At 38.6% G+C, this 16362-nt stretch carries 14 protein-coding genes; 10 read left to right on the top strand and 4 right to left on the bottom strand.

Annotated elements, in window-relative coordinates:
- Nucleotides 1-19: 19 nt before the first annotated feature.
- Nucleotides 20-289, top strand: coding sequence for a hypothetical protein (locus NST77_RS18185; protein WP_341123369.1), 270 nt, complete (start codon nucleotides 20-22; stop codon nucleotides 287-289).
- A gap of 423 nt (nucleotides 290-712) precedes the next feature.
- Here the strand turns inward: NST77_RS18185 and NST77_RS18180 are convergent, their stop codons facing one another.
- On the bottom strand, nucleotides 713-1777 hold the full coding sequence (locus tag NST77_RS18180; RefSeq protein WP_123258458.1) for a hypothetical protein: 1065 nt from the start codon (nucleotides 1775-1777) through the stop codon (nucleotides 713-715).
- A gap of 166 nt (nucleotides 1778-1943) precedes the next feature.
- Between NST77_RS18180 and NST77_RS18175 the strand changes: the two genes are divergently transcribed.
- From NST77_RS18175 to NST77_RS18160, 4 genes are all read left to right on the top strand, one after another.
- Complete coding sequence (locus tag NST77_RS18175) at nucleotides 1944-2501, top strand: thioredoxin family protein (RefSeq protein WP_123258457.1); 558 nt, start codon at nucleotides 1944-1946, stop codon at nucleotides 2499-2501.
- A 154-nt stretch (nucleotides 2502-2655) separates the two neighbouring features.
- A complete protein-coding gene (locus NST77_RS18170; RefSeq protein WP_123260337.1) occupies nucleotides 2656-4413 on the top strand; it encodes an ABC transporter ATP-binding protein in 1758 nt (585 codons plus the stop codon).
- A complete protein-coding gene (locus NST77_RS18165) occupies nucleotides 4406-6247 on the top strand; it encodes an ABC transporter ATP-binding protein (protein WP_420845917.1) in 1842 nt (613 codons plus the stop codon). The genes NST77_RS18170 and NST77_RS18165 overlap by 8 nt, the downstream gene beginning before the upstream one ends.
- A gap of 77 nt (nucleotides 6248-6324) precedes the next feature.
- Entirely contained in the window at nucleotides 6325-6828 is a 504-nt protein-coding gene (locus NST77_RS18160) for a MarR family winged helix-turn-helix transcriptional regulator (protein WP_095332595.1), read from the top strand.
- Between the two features lie 345 nt (nucleotides 6829-7173).
- Here the strand turns inward: NST77_RS18160 and NST77_RS18155 are convergent, their stop codons facing one another.
- Nucleotides 7174-8022 carry a MerR family transcriptional regulator gene (locus NST77_RS18155; RefSeq protein ID WP_164463726.1) on the bottom strand — a complete coding sequence of 283 codons (849 nt, stop codon included), beginning with the start codon at nucleotides 8020-8022 and terminating at the stop codon, nucleotides 7174-7176.
- A 20-nt stretch (nucleotides 8023-8042) separates the two neighbouring features.
- Nucleotides 8043-9206: an MFS transporter gene (locus NST77_RS18150; RefSeq protein ID WP_341123367.1), complete on the bottom strand. Its 1164-nt coding sequence runs from the start codon at nucleotides 9204-9206 to the stop codon at nucleotides 8043-8045.
- Between the two features lie 175 nt (nucleotides 9207-9381).
- Here NST77_RS18150 and NST77_RS18145 point away from each other — a divergent pair, with 175 nt between their 5' ends.
- On the top strand, nucleotides 9382-9951 hold the full coding sequence (locus tag NST77_RS18145) for a DUF6434 domain-containing protein (protein WP_163186353.1): 570 nt from the start codon (nucleotides 9382-9384) through the stop codon (nucleotides 9949-9951).
- A gap of 316 nt (nucleotides 9952-10267) precedes the next feature.
- On the opposite strand, the gene NST77_RS18140 is transcribed toward NST77_RS18145, so the two are convergent.
- The gene (locus tag NST77_RS18140) at nucleotides 10268-11203 is read right to left on the bottom strand and encodes an AraC family transcriptional regulator (protein ID WP_341123366.1); all 936 of its coding nucleotides are present in this window, start codon (nucleotides 11201-11203) and stop codon (nucleotides 10268-10270) included.
- Nucleotides 11204-11369: 166 nt separating this feature from the next.
- Here NST77_RS18140 and NST77_RS18135 point away from each other — a divergent pair, with 166 nt between their 5' ends.
- The 4 genes from NST77_RS18135 (at nucleotide 11370) to NST77_RS18120 (ending at nucleotide 16262) form a co-directional block, all read left to right on the top strand.
- Nucleotides 11370-12671 (top strand): alpha-glucosidase/alpha-galactosidase, encoded by a 1302-nt coding sequence (locus NST77_RS18135; RefSeq protein ID WP_123258449.1) that lies wholly within the window; start codon nucleotides 11370-11372, stop codon nucleotides 12669-12671.
- Between the two features lie 94 nt (nucleotides 12672-12765).
- Nucleotides 12766-13695, top strand: coding sequence for an ABC transporter permease (locus NST77_RS18130; RefSeq protein WP_123259173.1), 930 nt, complete (start codon nucleotides 12766-12768; stop codon nucleotides 13693-13695).
- Between the two features lie 28 nt (nucleotides 13696-13723).
- Nucleotides 13724-14608, top strand: a complete 885-nt coding sequence (locus tag NST77_RS18125) for a carbohydrate ABC transporter permease (protein WP_123258448.1) — start codon at nucleotides 13724-13726, stop codon at nucleotides 14606-14608.
- Nucleotides 14609-14624: 16 nt separating this feature from the next.
- A complete protein-coding gene (locus NST77_RS18120; protein WP_341123365.1) occupies nucleotides 14625-16262 on the top strand; it encodes an extracellular solute-binding protein in 1638 nt (545 codons plus the stop codon).
- The last annotated feature ends 100 nt before the right edge of the window (nucleotides 16263-16362 follow it).

Genomic DNA, 16362 nt, shown 5'->3' with positions numbered 1-16362 from the left:
GGCGAAGGTCAGCCGAGTTATGGATATATTAGGAGAAGCGGGAAGAGGATCAGCTAAAGTTAGGGTGGAATCAGCGGAAAGCGTGGGTGGAATCAACCAACCTGGGAAAATATCAGTCAAACTGAGGGAGGAATCAGCCAAACCGAGAAAATATCAGCCAAAGTGGGGGAGGAATCAACCAACCTGGGAAAATATCAGTCAAACTGAGGGAGGAATCAGCCAAACCGAGAAAATATCAGCCAAAGTGGGGGAGGAATCAACCAACCTGGGAAAATATCAGTCAAACTGAGGGAGGAATCAGCCAAACCGAGAAAATATCAGCCAAAGTGGGGGAGGAATCAACCAACCTGGGAAAATATCAGTCAAACTGAGGGAGGAATCAGCCAAACCGAGAAAATATCAGCCAAAGTGGGGGAGGAATCAACCAACCTAGGAAAATATCAGCCAAAGTAAGGGAGAAATCAGCCAACCTAGGAAAATATCAGCCAAAGTGGAGGAGGAATCAGCCAACCTAGGAAAATATCAGCCAAAGTGGAGGAGGAATCAGCCAACCTGAGAAAATATCAGCCAAAGTAGAGGTAGAATCAGTCAACCTGAGAAAATATCAGCCAAAGTGGAGGAGGAATCAGCCAACCTAGGAAAATATCAGCCAAACTCTAAATATATCAGCCAACCCCCAACCCAAACCAACTCAATCCCACCCCACCAAAACTCATCCTGCCAACAAAGTCTTCATCAATCGCTTCTCTAGCACAATATCCGTCATATTCGGATTATGCTTCTCCAACTGAGCTCCTTCTTCGCAAAGCGCAGTTGCTTTTTGGCGATCGCCATTTACGTGCAACTCATATGCGGCGGCAATTCGTTTATTGCTCATCTGTTTGATTGCTAAGAAGCGTTTTACTTCTTTATTCTTATAAATAGATTGGACTTCTTCTTTGTCACCTTCCAGCACAGTTAACAAAAACAAGCGCTCTTTGGCAACCTCCACTCGGAAAAGGGAGATTAACTCGTCTTTCCTTGCCCACAGTAAGTCATTAATTCTCTTTGCTTCTTCAAAATCGAGGCGGTCCATTGCGCGCACTTGTTGCATGCACAGTCCCCACTGGGAAAAATAATCCTTCCCATCATCGCCATCGGGCAGTGCAAATAGTTCTTCTGGCAGCTCCTGATAAGAAATGCCATTGGAAGTTTGCGCATTAATATAGAATTGACTAAATAGCTGCCATTGCTTTTTTTCGTTGCTCCACGCCATTTTTAATGTCATCCCATCGTTAAAACCATAAGGAATAATATTTGTGACTCCAATAAAGAGGCCAAGGAGTACGAATAGAGTGACAGGGATAGGAAAAGCATTCCCGTATACAATCAAAGCAATGCCGCCAACCACTAAACTACTGAGAAAATTTATGATAACTCCGCCGCATAAATACAACTTAAAGGGATACTTGCCTTTCACATATTCGGGAGGAGCCATTAAACACTGGCCTAATGTGCCTGGCACATGCAGCTTTTTCCACTTTAAACCGTCTTTAGTGGCAACGACCATCCAGGAAAAAACGCGAAAGGAGACAAGGGAATAGCCAGTTAATTTTCCGAAAATAAGATGTCCACCTTCATGTAAAATAATATGTATAATATAAAATGCAAGGAAACAAACGACTCCAAGAAGAATATTCGTGATAGTCCATTCTTGCGATAAAAGAGTGAGCATAAGTGCTCCGCCAAATACTCCTCCAATCAAAGCCATTCCTAGTGTTGAAAAAAATTTCTTCATGCCATAACTCCAATCTTAAGAAATCTTGTTAAGTTAATTGTAACAAAGCCCTATACATTCATCTATCAAAAAAAGCAATTTATCCCAAATCGTCAAAATAGTATGAAACACATAGACATAGTAAAATAATAGAGAAGGTCTACATAGAAAAGGAGCGTGTACCATAATGAAGACAGAGCAACAATATTTTGAAGAAGGCACAACGATTCAAACATATATGGAAAACATGAGTACATTAAAAGAGGAAAGCCATGAAGTATATGAAAACTTCTCTTTGCCGCAAGATGGTTTTACCGAAGAATTAAAAAAGCATAAGTTACATTTCCTAACGATTACGGAAGATTGGTGTGGCGATGCGATGGTGATTAATCCTGTTCTTCGCAAAATAGTAGAAGCGGCGGATTTGCCAATGCATGTGGCATTGCGAGATGCAGATACAGATTTAATTGATCGCCATTTAACAAACGGCGGCAGAGCGATTCCTATGGTGCTTATTTTAAATGAACAAGGCGAGTTAATTGGCAAATGGGGACCGCGTGCACCAGAAGTCCAAGAAATAGTTAATGAAGGGCGTGCCAAGCTTCCTGCAAAAGAGGATCCAACATTTGCGGAAAAACAAAAAGATTTTTACGAAAGCCTACAGAAGAGATATCGCACCGAGCCAGCTATTTGGACATATGTATACAAAAGCTTTAAGAGCAGAGTCCAAGAGATTATTAAATAAACAGACAGCCCTTGAATTTGAGGGCTGTTTTTTAATTGGTAAAAGCTTTTGTTTGACATCGAACTCTAAAATCATTAATATAATCGCATACGATATATCGGATGCGATGTATTTAGTGAGATTGATGTATGGCTGCAGGGGGAGGAATGGATTCATGATAAATATTTTTAAAAACTTTCAAAAAAAGGACTGGATGTTCATTTCATGTGCATTAGTCTTTATTATTTTACAAGTATGGCTTGATTTAAAGCTGCCAGATTATATGTCTGAAATCACAAGACTAGTGCAGACAGAGGGAAGTGAGTTAAGCGACGTTTTAGCTCAAGGTGGATTTATGATGCTTTGTGCGATCGGAAGTATGGTTGCTTCGATTATCACGGTTTTCTTTGCTGCGAAAGTGGCCGCAGGCTTTTCGAATCGTCTGCGCAAAAAGGTTTTTGATAAGACATTATCTTTTTCGATGGAAGAGCTGTCTGGTTTTTCAACAGCTAGCTTAATAACTCGTTCGACAAATGATATTATGCAAGTTCAAATGCTGATTATATTAAGCTTACAAATTGTTATTAAAGCACCGATCATTGCTGTGTGGGGAATTTTAAAAATTACCGGGAAAAGCTGGGAATGGACCGCTGCTACAGGCGTGGCAATTGCGGTGTTATTAGTGCTGATTGCTACGATTGTGCTAGTTGCTCTTCCAAAATTCAAAGTTATCCAGAAGTTAACGGATAATCTTAACATGGTAACAAGAGAGCATTTAAACGGAATCCGGGTTGTTCATGCTTATAATGCAGCAAACTATCATGAGGAAAAATTTGAGAAAGCAAATAAGGAATTAACGGATACAAATTTATTCACTTCTCGAATCATGGCCCTGATGATGCCGACGATTTCCCTGATAATGTCGGGGATGACGCTTGCCATCTATTGGATTGGAGCAGTGTTAATCAATAATGCGGCAATGGCAGACCGCTTGCCGATATTCTCAGACATGGTTGTCTTTTCTTCCTATGCGATGCAAATCATTATGGCGTTTATGATGGTTTCCATTACATTTGTTCTTCTTCCTCGTGCGGCAGTTTCGATTAAGAGAATAAACGAAGTCCTGAATACCGATGTGAAAATTAAGAGTGGTTCAAAAACAAATGGAGACAAAGTAGGAGAGATTGAATTTCGCGATGTGAGCTTTAAATACCCTGGAGCGAGTGATTATATTCTCCGAAATATTAGCTTTACTGCTTCTAAAGGGGAGACTGTTGCGATTATTGGTTCTACTGGGAGCGGAAAAAGTACTCTGTTGAACTTGATACCTCGCTTTATGGAAGCAACCGAGGGCGAAATTTTGGTAGATGGTCTAAATGTGAAGAATTATAAGCTAGAAGCATTACGAGACAAAATTGGATATGTATCGCAAAAAGCAGTTATGTTCAGTGGCTCTGTGTCTTCCAACATTACGTTTGGAGAGGAAGATAAGGATTCAGTGGAACAGACAAAAATCCAACGAGCAGTGGAAATTGCGCAAGGAAAAGACTTTATTGAAAAAATGGATCAGCAATATGAGGCGACGATTTCACAAGGTGGAACCAATCTTTCTGGTGGACAGAAACAAAGATTATCGATTGCACGTGCCATTTATAAAGATCCAGAAGTCTATTTATTTGATGATTCTTTTTCCGCGTTAGACTATAAAACAGATCGTGTCCTCCGTTCTAAACTGAAAGAAGAGATCCAAGATGCCACTAATATTATTGTGGCACAGCGAATTGGAACGATTAAGGATGCTGACCGCATTCTGGTATTAGATAAAGGCGAAGTAGTTGGAATGGGGACACATGACGAATTAATGGTAACTTGCGATGTTTACCAAGAAATTGCTTTATCACAATTATCAAAGGAGGAACTCGAAATTGGCTAAGAAAAACGAAGTAAAAGAAGAGAAAAATCCAACCCAAAATGAGGAGTTGGGGAACCAACCAGCAAAATCGATTCCTCCGCGTGCAAAAGGGATGAATTTTTCCAGTTTAAAGCAGCTGGTAATTTACTGTAAAGCTTACTTTCCGATTATCATCTTTGCTTTAATTCTGGCGATGACAGCGGCAATTTTTAGCATTATTGGTCCTGATCAGCTAAGCAAAATGACGGATTATATTACAGCAGGACTGATGGGAGACATTGATCTAGATGCTGTATATGATGTAGCGATTCTGTTGGTGTTCCTATACGGTTTAGGCTTTATTTTTAACTATGTGCAAGGCTATATTATGGCAACTGTCACCCAGAGAATTTCAAAACAATTAAGAAGAGACATTTCGGTAAAAATTAACCGTCTGCCTTTAAAGTATTTTGATAATACAACAACAGGTGATGTCCTTAGCCGGGTTACAAATGATGTCGATATGGTGGGACAGACGATGAACCAAAGTATTAGCAGCTTAATTACGGCTATTACTATGTTCGTCGGTTCCTTAATCATGATGTTCTACACCAACTGGATTATGGCAATTGCAGCTATTCTTTCCACCTTTATTGGTTTTGCGTTTATGTTCTTTATTATTTCGAAATCACAGAAATACTTCGCTCAACAGCAGCAAGAGCTTGGAAAATTAAATGGTCATATTGAAGAAATCTATTCTGGCCATAATGTCGTGAAAGCTTATAATGCAGAGCAGCAGGCGAAGGATGACTTTTTTGCTATCAATACACGATTATATGAGAGTGCGTGGAAATCGCAATTTATGTCAGGGCTGATGATGCCATTAATGATGTTTATTGGAAACTTTGGTTATGTGGTTGTATGTATTGTCGGGGCTGCTCTTGCTGTAAATGGCCATATTTCATTTGGTGTTATTGTTGCCTTTATGCTGTACATTCGCTTATTTACACAGCCGCTGCAACAAATTGCGCAAGCAGCGACAAATCTGCAATCCACAGCAGCAGCAAGTGGGCGTGTGTTTGAGTTCTTGTCCGAAGAAGAACTAGCAGTAGAAGAGGAGAAAACAGCAAAATTGGCAAATATCAAAGGTGATGTGGAATTTAAGCATGTCCGCTTTGGCTACAGTGAAGATAAAACAATCATTGAAGACTTTTCCGTACAAGTAGCCGCTGGCCAGAAGGTCGCAATCGTAGGACCGACTGGCGCTGGAAAAACAACATTAATTAATTTGCTGATGCGCTTTTATGAAATAAATGGCGGCGAGATCACAATTGACGGGATTCCAACCAACGAAATGACAAGAGAGGCCCTGCATGAGCTTTTCTGTATGGTGCTGCAAGATACTTGGATATTTGAAGGGTCTATTCGCGACAATATCGTCTATTCAAGAGAAGGAGTATCAGATGAAGAGGTAGAAGCTGCCTGCAAAGCAGTTGGCTTGCATCATTTTATCAAAACATTGCCAAACGGCTATGATACTATCTTGGATGACAAAACAAGTTTATCAGCAGGTCAAAAACAGCTTATCACCATCGCACGTGCCATGGTAAAAATGGCGCCATTACTTATCCTAGATGAAGCGACTAGCTCCGTGGATACCCGTACGGAATTACTGATTCAAACAGCAATGGATAAGCTGACAGAAGGAAAAACTTCCTTTGTGATCGCCCATAGACTTTCAACAATTAAAAATGCCGATTTAATACTTGTCATGAAAGACGGCGATATTATCGAAGCCGGAACACATAAAGAATTAATCGAGAAAAATGGATTTTATGCTGAGCTTTATAATAGCCAGTTTGAAGAAGCATCGTAATAAAAAGATTCTCATCGAAAAATTCGCTAGAATGTTGCGAGTTTTTCTTCCAGCTTCTTATAGAAAGGAGTTAAGAAATGTTAGATAGGCCGACATACATTTGGGAATCGATTGATTTTTTGAATCGATTTATTATGAAGAGCCGCCAAAGGTACGCAGAAGAGCATGGACTAACTGCTCCTCAAGCGCGTCTCATCCTAGAAGTTTTCCTTCATAAAAAAATAAGTGTGAAGGAGCTTACCCAAAATCTGCGTATCACACAAAGTACTGTTTCGGATATTGTAGAACGACTGACAGAAAAGGGCATTCTGATAAAGAAACCGAATCCGAATGACAAACGCTCCGTTCAGATTATGTTAACAGAAAGAATGGTAAAGAGAATTGAAGAAAAATCCCCAAAGCCCAATCAACAAATAATGGGATCCGTCTTAGATCATTTGCAGCCAAGCGAGCAAGCAAAAGTCGAAGAAGGAATGAGATTATTGGTAGCCGCTGTCGGTAAGAAACTGGAAGCAGACGGTATTGATGATTTAGAAGATTTCGAAGTATTATTTTTGCCAAAGGAAAAGAAATGCAAATAAAAAAGTCGGGTCTAGGACCTGACTTTTTTGCATGGAATGTATTTTTGCGACTTAAAAGCTTGTATCTATTGAAAAAGGAGGATGCTTCCTGTAACAGAGAGAAGTTCTCTGAGCTATTGGACGAAAGTTCTCCTAGCTAACAGAGAAAGGTTTTCAGCGCCTCTTATCGCCAGCATCCAATGTTTCCAGTAACAGAGAACAGCTCTCTAATCCCATTTCCCCAGGTATCCTTAGCAAAAGGTAACATAGGAAGTCTCTCCGTTCCCTTTTGTTACTGCTACTCATATATTCGGTAACAGAGCAGGCTAAGTGCCATAATCCCTTAAGCTAACAGCCCCAAAAAAGTTATCCAACATTATTTTTCCTGCTCTCATCCTCCGCAACCCGCACGCTAAATTCACTAATATATTCTTCTTTCTTATGGTAAAGCCCCACCGAGAATGTTTCGTAAATGTCGCTGGTCACGGTTAAGTTTTGTTCCTGGACATAGTGAAGGAGCTTTTGCAAGGTTTGAAAATACTCTGTAAATATGGAGGATTTTAATTTGATACATACATATGTCCCCTTCGGAATAACTGCTCGCTCTGCTTCATTGGAAAGGCTGGATAGCTGTTTTCGTAAAGGGACTGGTGTGTAAAGATAGCTATAAGTGATCTCTTCCACTTTTTCATATTGTTTGAATGGAATAATGGAGCCATAGCCATTGTTGCGAAACTCTTCCTTTGTTGCTTTCTTTAGGTTGCTATAGGAAGGATTAAGAATGTTCTGTGGCCCAATATTTTTAACGCTTGTTTGGATAATGGCCTGTTCTTCCTTTTCCATTAGGATGATTTCTCCAAACGGATATTCTTGTCTTTGCAATTCTTCGCGGAGCTCTCGAATGGACTGTTGCGTCTCCAGTAAAGAAGCAATTTTTTCAGATATTAGCTCTTCTTGTTTTTCCAAAAAAGCGACGAAATCCAAGTTATCTGTTTCTTGGATTTCTTTAATCTGCCCAAGAGGTGTGCCGATTGAAATAAGCAATTTAATAATATCAAGACGGTATAATTGAGTATCCCGATAATAACGATAATTCGTTTGGGGATCGACATAAGCAGGCTTAAATAAGCCGATTTTATCATAATGGCGAAGTGCTTTAATGGTAATATTCGCTACTTTTGCGACTTCTCCAATGGAGTAAAGTTTCTCTTCCATCTTAATCAACTCCATCCATTCTAAGATTTAGCTAATGATTTTTGTCTCCAAATAAGAGTCAAGGCGATACCGATCGCTAAAAAGACAGCTGCGAAATAGAAAGGATAATTTAAATCAATATCGAATAATATTCCTCCAATAATCGGGCCAAATACATTACCAATGCTTGTGAACATGGAATTCATCCCGCCAACAAAGCCTTGTTCGTCTCCCGCGATTCTAGAAAGATAGGTCGTCACGGCTGGTCGCATTAAATCAAAGCCAACAAAAACGATAATCGTAACAAGGAGAATGAGAGAGTACGAATGTACGATCGTTAAAAGCAAGACTAATATAGTGGAAAAAAGCAGGCTGTATCGAATTAACAGAATTTCGCCCATCCACTTTGTCAATTTTTCAAATAAGGCTACTTGTGCAATAACCCCAACCGTTGCCCCACCTGTTATGATAATTGCAATATCCTTTGGCGTAAATCCAAATTTATGATCGACGAAAAGCGAGAATAGTGATTCAAAGGAAGATAATCCAAAGGATGAAATAAAGATAATGAGAAAAGAAATAAAATAGATAGGCACGAAAATTCGCTGCCAGCCCACCTTTTCTGCATTTGCTTGATTTTCCTCTGTACGTCGCTCAGGTTCCCTTAAGGCGAAAAAGGAGAGAATCGCAGCTGTAAAGCCTAAGATTCCGGCAAAATAAAAAGGCATACGCGTCCCAATTTCTGCTAAAAATCCGCCAATTCCTGGGCCAATGATAAATCCAGTGGAAATAGCAGCAGACATATAGCCAAGTGCTTTCGGTCTAGCTTCCATTGTAGTAATATCGGCAATAAAAGCCGTAACAGCAGGCATAATAAACGCCGCACTAATCCCGCCAAGCACACGTGAAAGAAAAAGAATACTGACCGTTTTCCCAAGTCCGAATAATAATTCAGACGCTCCGAAGATAAGTAGTCCAATGACAATCATGCGCTTTCTACCAAATTGATCGGCCCAGCGACCAGCTATAGGAGAAACAACAAGCTGGGCAATCGCAAAAGCTGCCACCATGTAACCAACAATCGCTCCAGAAAGATGAAGCTCAGTCATAATCGTAGGAGTTACAGGAATAACCAGACCAATACCGAGAAAGGCAATGAATAAATTTATAAGTAAAATAGAAAGAGTAATATTCTGTCTAAGCATAATGTTCGTCTCCTTAAGAAGTATCTACAAACATTAAGTGTAAACTCTCCTCTAAGGGTAGAGTCAATGGGTTTGCTATTTTCTGTCAGATTAATAATAATTTTTACACTATTTACAAGGAATATCCAAATGCTTAATCTAAGATTAGGAGTATGAAAAATGGGGAGGGGAAAATATGAGACCAAATCTTACGAAAGATATCAGTATAGATAGTTTTAAAGATTTTTATTGGTTAAAAGAGGAATTACAATCTTTTTGCAGGGAAATTGGAATAAGTGTTTCAGGTTCAAAAATAGAGATTTCCGATAGAATTGAAACATTTCTTCGAACAGGAGAGATAAAGAAGCCGATTAGAAAGGTAAAGATAAATAGTAAGTCAGAGATACAGGCCGATTTAAGTCTTGATACAATCATTTCGGAAAATCATCGTTGTAGTCAAAATGTAAGAGCCTTCTTCAAGACAGTTATTCCTAATTTTCATTTTTCTACGTATATCCAAAATTATTTTAAAAACAACATTGGAAAAACATATCGGGATGCAGTAGACGCTTGGTATAAAGAAGAAGAACGAAAGAAGGACCCATCATACAAGAAAATAATCGCTCCTCAATTTGAATACAATCAATTTATTCGTGATTTTTTTGCCGACATTAATAATCAAGAGAAGAGTCGTGAGGAAGCAATTGAAGCTTGGAATAATATTAAAAAACTTCCTGGAAGCAATAAATATACGTCAAATAATTAGCCATGCACATCTTAACATTTATACAGTGGTGTGGTTTGATTTTAGACAGGCAGAAGACTATTTCCACGCCCTATTTCTGTTTTTCGATCGATCCAACCAGCATTTCAGTACTATGCCGCGATAACTACTATTTTAAGAGAAGAAATCTTTCTTTTCTCCACGTTTCTTAGCTTTCTATGGGCATTATCATACTTTTCATAGACCCACTACAAGGCATCGTTATTTTAAACGATGCCTTGTAGTGGAATAAAATCATAACTTTCTAATTATCCCCCATGGATAATATCGACAACATGCTAAGGTAGAATAGGTTTGTTCAGCATAGAATCTTAGTCCCCTCCTTATAAGCAAAAAGAGAACTCGGTCCAATAACCTCATCAAAGGGCACGAAATTCTCGCTGTTTCGATACTTTCCAGGAGACACGCCGATGATGGAGCGGAACACTTTGGTGAAATAGTTTCCATTGGAGTAACCGACTCGTAAGGCAATTTCTTCAATGGTTAAGTCCTGTTGTTTCATTAATTCAATGGCTTTATTTAACCGGATTCTTGTTAGGAAATTCATAGGGGTGATTTGCATAATGGACTGAAAAAGTCTGGAAAAATGATATTTGCTAAGTCCGGATGCTTCGACAATATCATCTAAAATGATTGGATTTGCATAATTATGTTGAATGTAACGCACGGCATTGGATATCGATTCTGGTATGGTTTTATTGGAATGGCTTGTATGCATAAGATAGCGTTTAAGCTCCATGATGAATGTATAGGCAAGGGAAGAAGATTCAAAGGCATCTTTAATTTCTTCATGAACCGCTTTATCAAAAAGCTTAAAAATAAGCTGATTTGGATAGGCGTTATCGTCCAAACGAAGAATATTTCCATGCTCTTTCACTATTTCATGATAGCTTCTCCACACTTCTTCCCCATATAAAGTGATATGAATAAACTCCCACTCTTGACTATCCTTTGGAAGATAATAGGTATGATCACTAGGGATATTGACGAAAAAAGCGTATCCGGGCTTTAAGCGAACTTTCTGATCTTGGATGATGATTTCTCCTTCTCCTTGCAATGTATATTGAAAAATAATCTTCCCCTTCTCTGATCGTTTAAGCCCATCCCAATAATAGGAAGCACTATTCCTTTTCTCCCATCCTAACGTATAAATACCTGCTATTCGTTGTTGTTGCTTTTCAGGAAAACGAAAAAAGTAAGTGCGATAAGTAGTTAATGGATTATTTGACAGCAACATTTTACCACCCTTTCAAAATATCTTACCATTGTAAGTCTTTCTGTCGCATTTTAAGATGAGTATAACAAGGGAATGTTGTCTGAAAAGTGGATAATTTGTAAATTTTTTGTATAGCAAGATTTGTACTATTTCCCTTTAGCACTAACGAAATAAGGAGGAAGATATGTCGAAAATCACTTTTTTAGGAGCAGGGAGTACGATATTCGCCAAAAATCTACTAGGAGATTGTATGCAGGTAGAGGCATTGCAGGGATTTGAGTTTGCACTCTTTGATATTGATTTAGAGAGATTGAATGATTCATTTATGATGTTGCATCAATTAAAGGAAAATTTAGATGCAAATATAGCGATACATTTATACACAGATAGAAAAGAAGCTTTAAGAGGAGCTAAGTATGTTATTAATGCCATTCAAGTAGGGGGATATCGGCCAAGCACAGTTATTGATTTTGATATTCCGAAGAAATATGGACTGCGGCAAACGATTGGAGATACGGTTGGAATAGGAGGTATCTTTCGCAGCTTAAGAACTGTACCAGTTATGTTTGAGTTTGCAAATGATATGGAGGAGGTGTGCCCTGACGCTTGGCTGTTGAACTATACGAATCCTATGGCTGTGTTAACAGGGGCGATGTTAAGGAACACCGCTATTAAAACCGTTGGATTGTGTCATAGTGTGCAGGTATGTGCCGATCGTTTATTAGATGCATTGGGAATGGCTAAGGAGAATGTCCAATGGAAGATTGCGGGGATAAATCATATGGCTTGGTTGCTTGAAATAACACAGCACGGCAAAGATTTATATCCAGAAATTAAAGAAAGGGCAAGGGAGAAGCAGAAGGTCCTTCATTCGGATAAGGTACGTTTTGAATTGATGGAGCGATTTGGCTATTACGTTACGGAGTCATCGGAACATAACGCCGAATATCATCCATACTTTATAAAGAAGAATTATCCTGAACTAATAGACTATTACCATATCCCGCTAGATGAGTATTTACGCCGCTGTGAAAAACAAATAGAAGGATGGGAAAAACGAAAAGCGGAGTTAGTTGGAAATAAACATGTCACTCATAAACGCACCCATGAATATGGTTCCTACATCATCGAAGCAATGGAAACAGACAACTCTATTAAAATAGGCGGAAATGTGCTGAATACAGGTAGATTGATTAGTAACTTGCCAGAAAAGGCATGTGTAGAGGTTCCTTGTTTGGTGGATGCAAGCGGGATTCTCCCGACCTATGTAGGAGATCTGCCAGAGCAATTAGCTGCACTAAATCGCACAAATATTAATACACAACTACTAACAATCGAAGCTGCCATCACGAAAAAGAAAGAGTATATCTACCAGGCTGCATTGTTAGATCCCCATACAGCTTCTGAACTGTCCATTGATGAAATCGTACAATTATGTGATGAATTAATTGAAGCACATGGTGATTGGCTGCCTGCTTATTCTTAAAATAGCTGTTTACAAAATGCGCTTAATCAAGCTGAAAGATGGAAGGTAGGTGAGGGGTGTGGATAGCTCGTCCGCTATAGAAAAAGCAGCACAGATGAAGATAGCAAGGAAAAGCGAGAAAAAGAAAATAGTAAGGAAAATAAGAAAAAATTGGGATCTTTATTTATTGATAATTCCGATTATTGCATACTTTATTATTTTTAAATACATCCCAATGTATGGTTTGCAAATTGCGTTTAAGGATTTTATTGCAGTCGATGGTATTTTCAATAGTCCATGGGTTGGATTGGAACACTTTGAGCGTTTTTTTCAGAGTTTTTATTTTGAACGATTACTCTCGAACACGCTATTAATTGGTTTATATGAATTAGCGGTAGGATTTCCAATTCCGATTATTCTTGCCCTCATGATTAATGAAGTAAAGAATAAGTACTTTAAATCTTTTATCCAGACAATTACATACGCGCCCCATTTTTTGTCTGTCGTGGTAGTAGTAGGAATTCTTTATTTATTCTTATCTCCACAAACAGGCATTATCAACCAGCTAATCGTCATTTTAGGTGGAGAGCCAATTTACTTTATGGCAGAACCTGCATGGTTTAAAACAATCTTTGTATTTTCTGGAGTTTGGCAGAATATGGGGTGGAGTTCGATCATTTATTTGGCAGCTCTGTCAGCGATTGATCCACAATTACAAGAGGCAGCCAAAATAGATGGCGCAAGCAGATTGCAGCGGATATGGCATATCAATCTTCCGAGCATCAAGCCAACTATCATCATTATGTTGATTTTACAATGCGGTAGCATTCTTGGTGTAGGATTTGAAAAGGTCTTTTTAATGCAGAACTCTTTAAATATGAGTGCATCAGACGTAATCTCGACCCATATTTATCGGACAGGTATATTGGGAGCTGATTATAGCTACTCTACGGCAATTGGTTTATTTGAATCCTTTGTTAATTTGATTATTTTATTACTGGTGAATTATACGGCTCGGAAGGTAAACAAGGTCAGCTTATGGTAAGTACAGTGTTTGGGAGGGAAAATCCTTCATGTTAAAAAGAGAAAGTGTTCGAGACAAAGTGTTTGTGGTGGTAAATTATACCCTTTTAGCAATAATTGCCTGTCTAATGATTTATCCATTAATTTACGTGTTAAGTGCATCATTTAGTAATCCAGCACGTACGGTTTTAGGGGATATTTGGCTATTCCCGAAAGAGCTGACAGTAGATTTGTATGTGAAGGTATTTCAAAATGAAAAAATCTTAATCGGCTATCGAAATACTATTATCTACACAGTGTTTGGAACATTTATTAATTTATTGTTTTCCGTTATGATTGCTTACCCTTTATCACGGAAAGATTTTTACGGACGAAATATGATTACTGTTTTTATTATGATTACAATGTTTTTCAGCGGGGGCATGATTCCTACCTACTTATTAGTGAAGGATTTAGGAATGCTGGATACAATTTGGGCAATTGTTTTACCTGGCGCCGTTTCGGTTTATAACGTGATTATTATGAGGACATTTTTTCAAAGTATCCCAAATGAACTGCATGAGGCAGCATCCATTGATGGATGTGGAAATATATCCTTTCTGCTGAAGATTGTCATGCCGTTATCAATGCCCATTATCGCCGTAATGACATTGTTTTATGGAGTGGGGCACTGGAATGCCTACTTTGATTCCCTTATTTATTTAAATGATGAAAGCAAATTTCCATTGCAGCTTTATTTAAGACAAATGCTGATTCAAGAGGATATGTCTGGCATGTCGAGTGCAAGTGACAATGCCATTTCAGAGCATTTAATGCAAATTGAAGGACTTAAATACGCAGTAGTTATTGTAGCAAGTTTGCCTATGTTAGTGCTTTATCCATTTCTGCAAAAATATTTTGTAAAAGGTGTCATGATTGGTTCAATAAAGGGATAAATGAGGAGGAGAAAAAATGGTTAAGTTCAAAAGAAGGAAATTTATTACGGTGACAACAGCTTTAGTAATGAGTGCTTCCTTGCTAGCAGGGTGTCAAAAGAGCGCATCTTCTGATAAAAAGGAGAATAAAGTGACGACAGAGTCTGTTGACAATGTGAATAAAGAAGGATTTCCAATTGTCAAAGAACCGATCGATTTAACATTTTTCACAGGAAAATATGAACCGAATCTTGATGACTATGAAGAAACATTGGTGTTTAAAACATATCAGGAAAAGTCTGGCGTGAATGTGACCTTTAATGAGGTGCCTTTTGCAACGCTAACAGAGAAGCGAAACCTTGCTCTTGCAAGTGGTGAGTATCCAGATGTCTTCTATTCTTCGCGGATTCCATCAGCAGATCTCTATAAATACGGCAAGCAAGGAATTTTTATGCCGCTAAATGACTTGATTGAAGAATATGCACCAAATATTAAGGCTGCCATGGACAAGCATCCAGATATAAAGAAAGGTTTAACGATGCCGGACGGAAATATTTATTCACTCCCTTCTTACTATAGCCCGGAATTTTTGCCGATGCTTATTGGTAAACCAATTTGGATAAAAGGAGAATGGTTAGAAAAATTAGGGATGGATGAGCCGAAAACGATTGATGAATTTTATCAGTATTTAAAGGCTGTAAAGGAAACAGATCTTAATGGAAATGGCAAAAAGGATGAGATTCCATTAAGTGCGACAAGTATTGCCCAAATTATGGACTCGATTAAAGGCTCTTGGGGTGTTGGCACAAGAGGATTAGGTCATAAATTTGTCGATGTGGATCCAGAAACAAATGAATTAAGATTTTTCCGCACAGACGACCGTTTTAAAGAAGTGCTCGAATTTATTCATAAATTGAATAAAGAAGGACTGATTGACGGAGAGATTTATACGATGGATGACAATAAATTGAATGCGAAAGGCTCGCAAGGAATTTTAGGAACAGCGATCGTTCCGAATCCAGAGACAGTCTTCACTAATCAGAAAGACTACATTGGTTTAGGCGGATTAAAGGGACCTCATGGTGATACATTATACAGTCATGTGAAATCACCTCTTGTACATGTTGGAGCATTTGCGATAACAGATAAAAATAAGAATCCGCAAGCGACTATTCGTTGGATTGATTATTTCTTCGGGGAAGAAGGGGCAACATTGCAATTTATGGGAGTAGAAGGAGAAACGTATGAAAAAAATGGCGATGGGAAACCTCAATTCACTGAAAAAATTACCAATAACCCAGATGGATTAACTTTTGACCAAGCTCTAACACCGTATGTTACCTGGATGGGAGGAAGTTATCCTGGGTATGTACAAGAAAAGTATTTTGGTGGATCAGAAGCTTTACCAAGCTCTGTAGCTGTTGGAGATAAAGTACAGCCAGATGCTCCAAAAGAAATCTGGAATGGTTTTAACTACACGGATGATGAGTTGAAATTCAAGCTAGCTACAGGAACTGATTTAGAAACATTTATCAATGAAACAGAAGCTGCATTCATTGCAGGAGATAAAGACTTTAGCGAATGGGATCAATATGTAGAGCAAGTAAAACAAATGGGGCAAGATCAATATTTAGAAGTAGAAAAAGCAGCTCATGACCGTTACCAAGCTAATTAAAATGGTTAAGCGCTGAAATAAGCTAGCCTAATAGGAATAGTTAGCTCAAGGATTTATCTTTAGCGACTATTCCTTAAGCTGTGGCATTTTCTGTAGATGT

Source organism: Niallia sp. FSL W8-0177 (assembly GCF_038006285.1).
Taxonomy (GTDB): domain Bacteria; phylum Bacillota; class Bacilli; order Bacillales; family Cytobacillaceae; genus Niallia; species Niallia circulans_A.
This window is presented reverse-complemented; position numbering and strand designations above follow the sequence as displayed.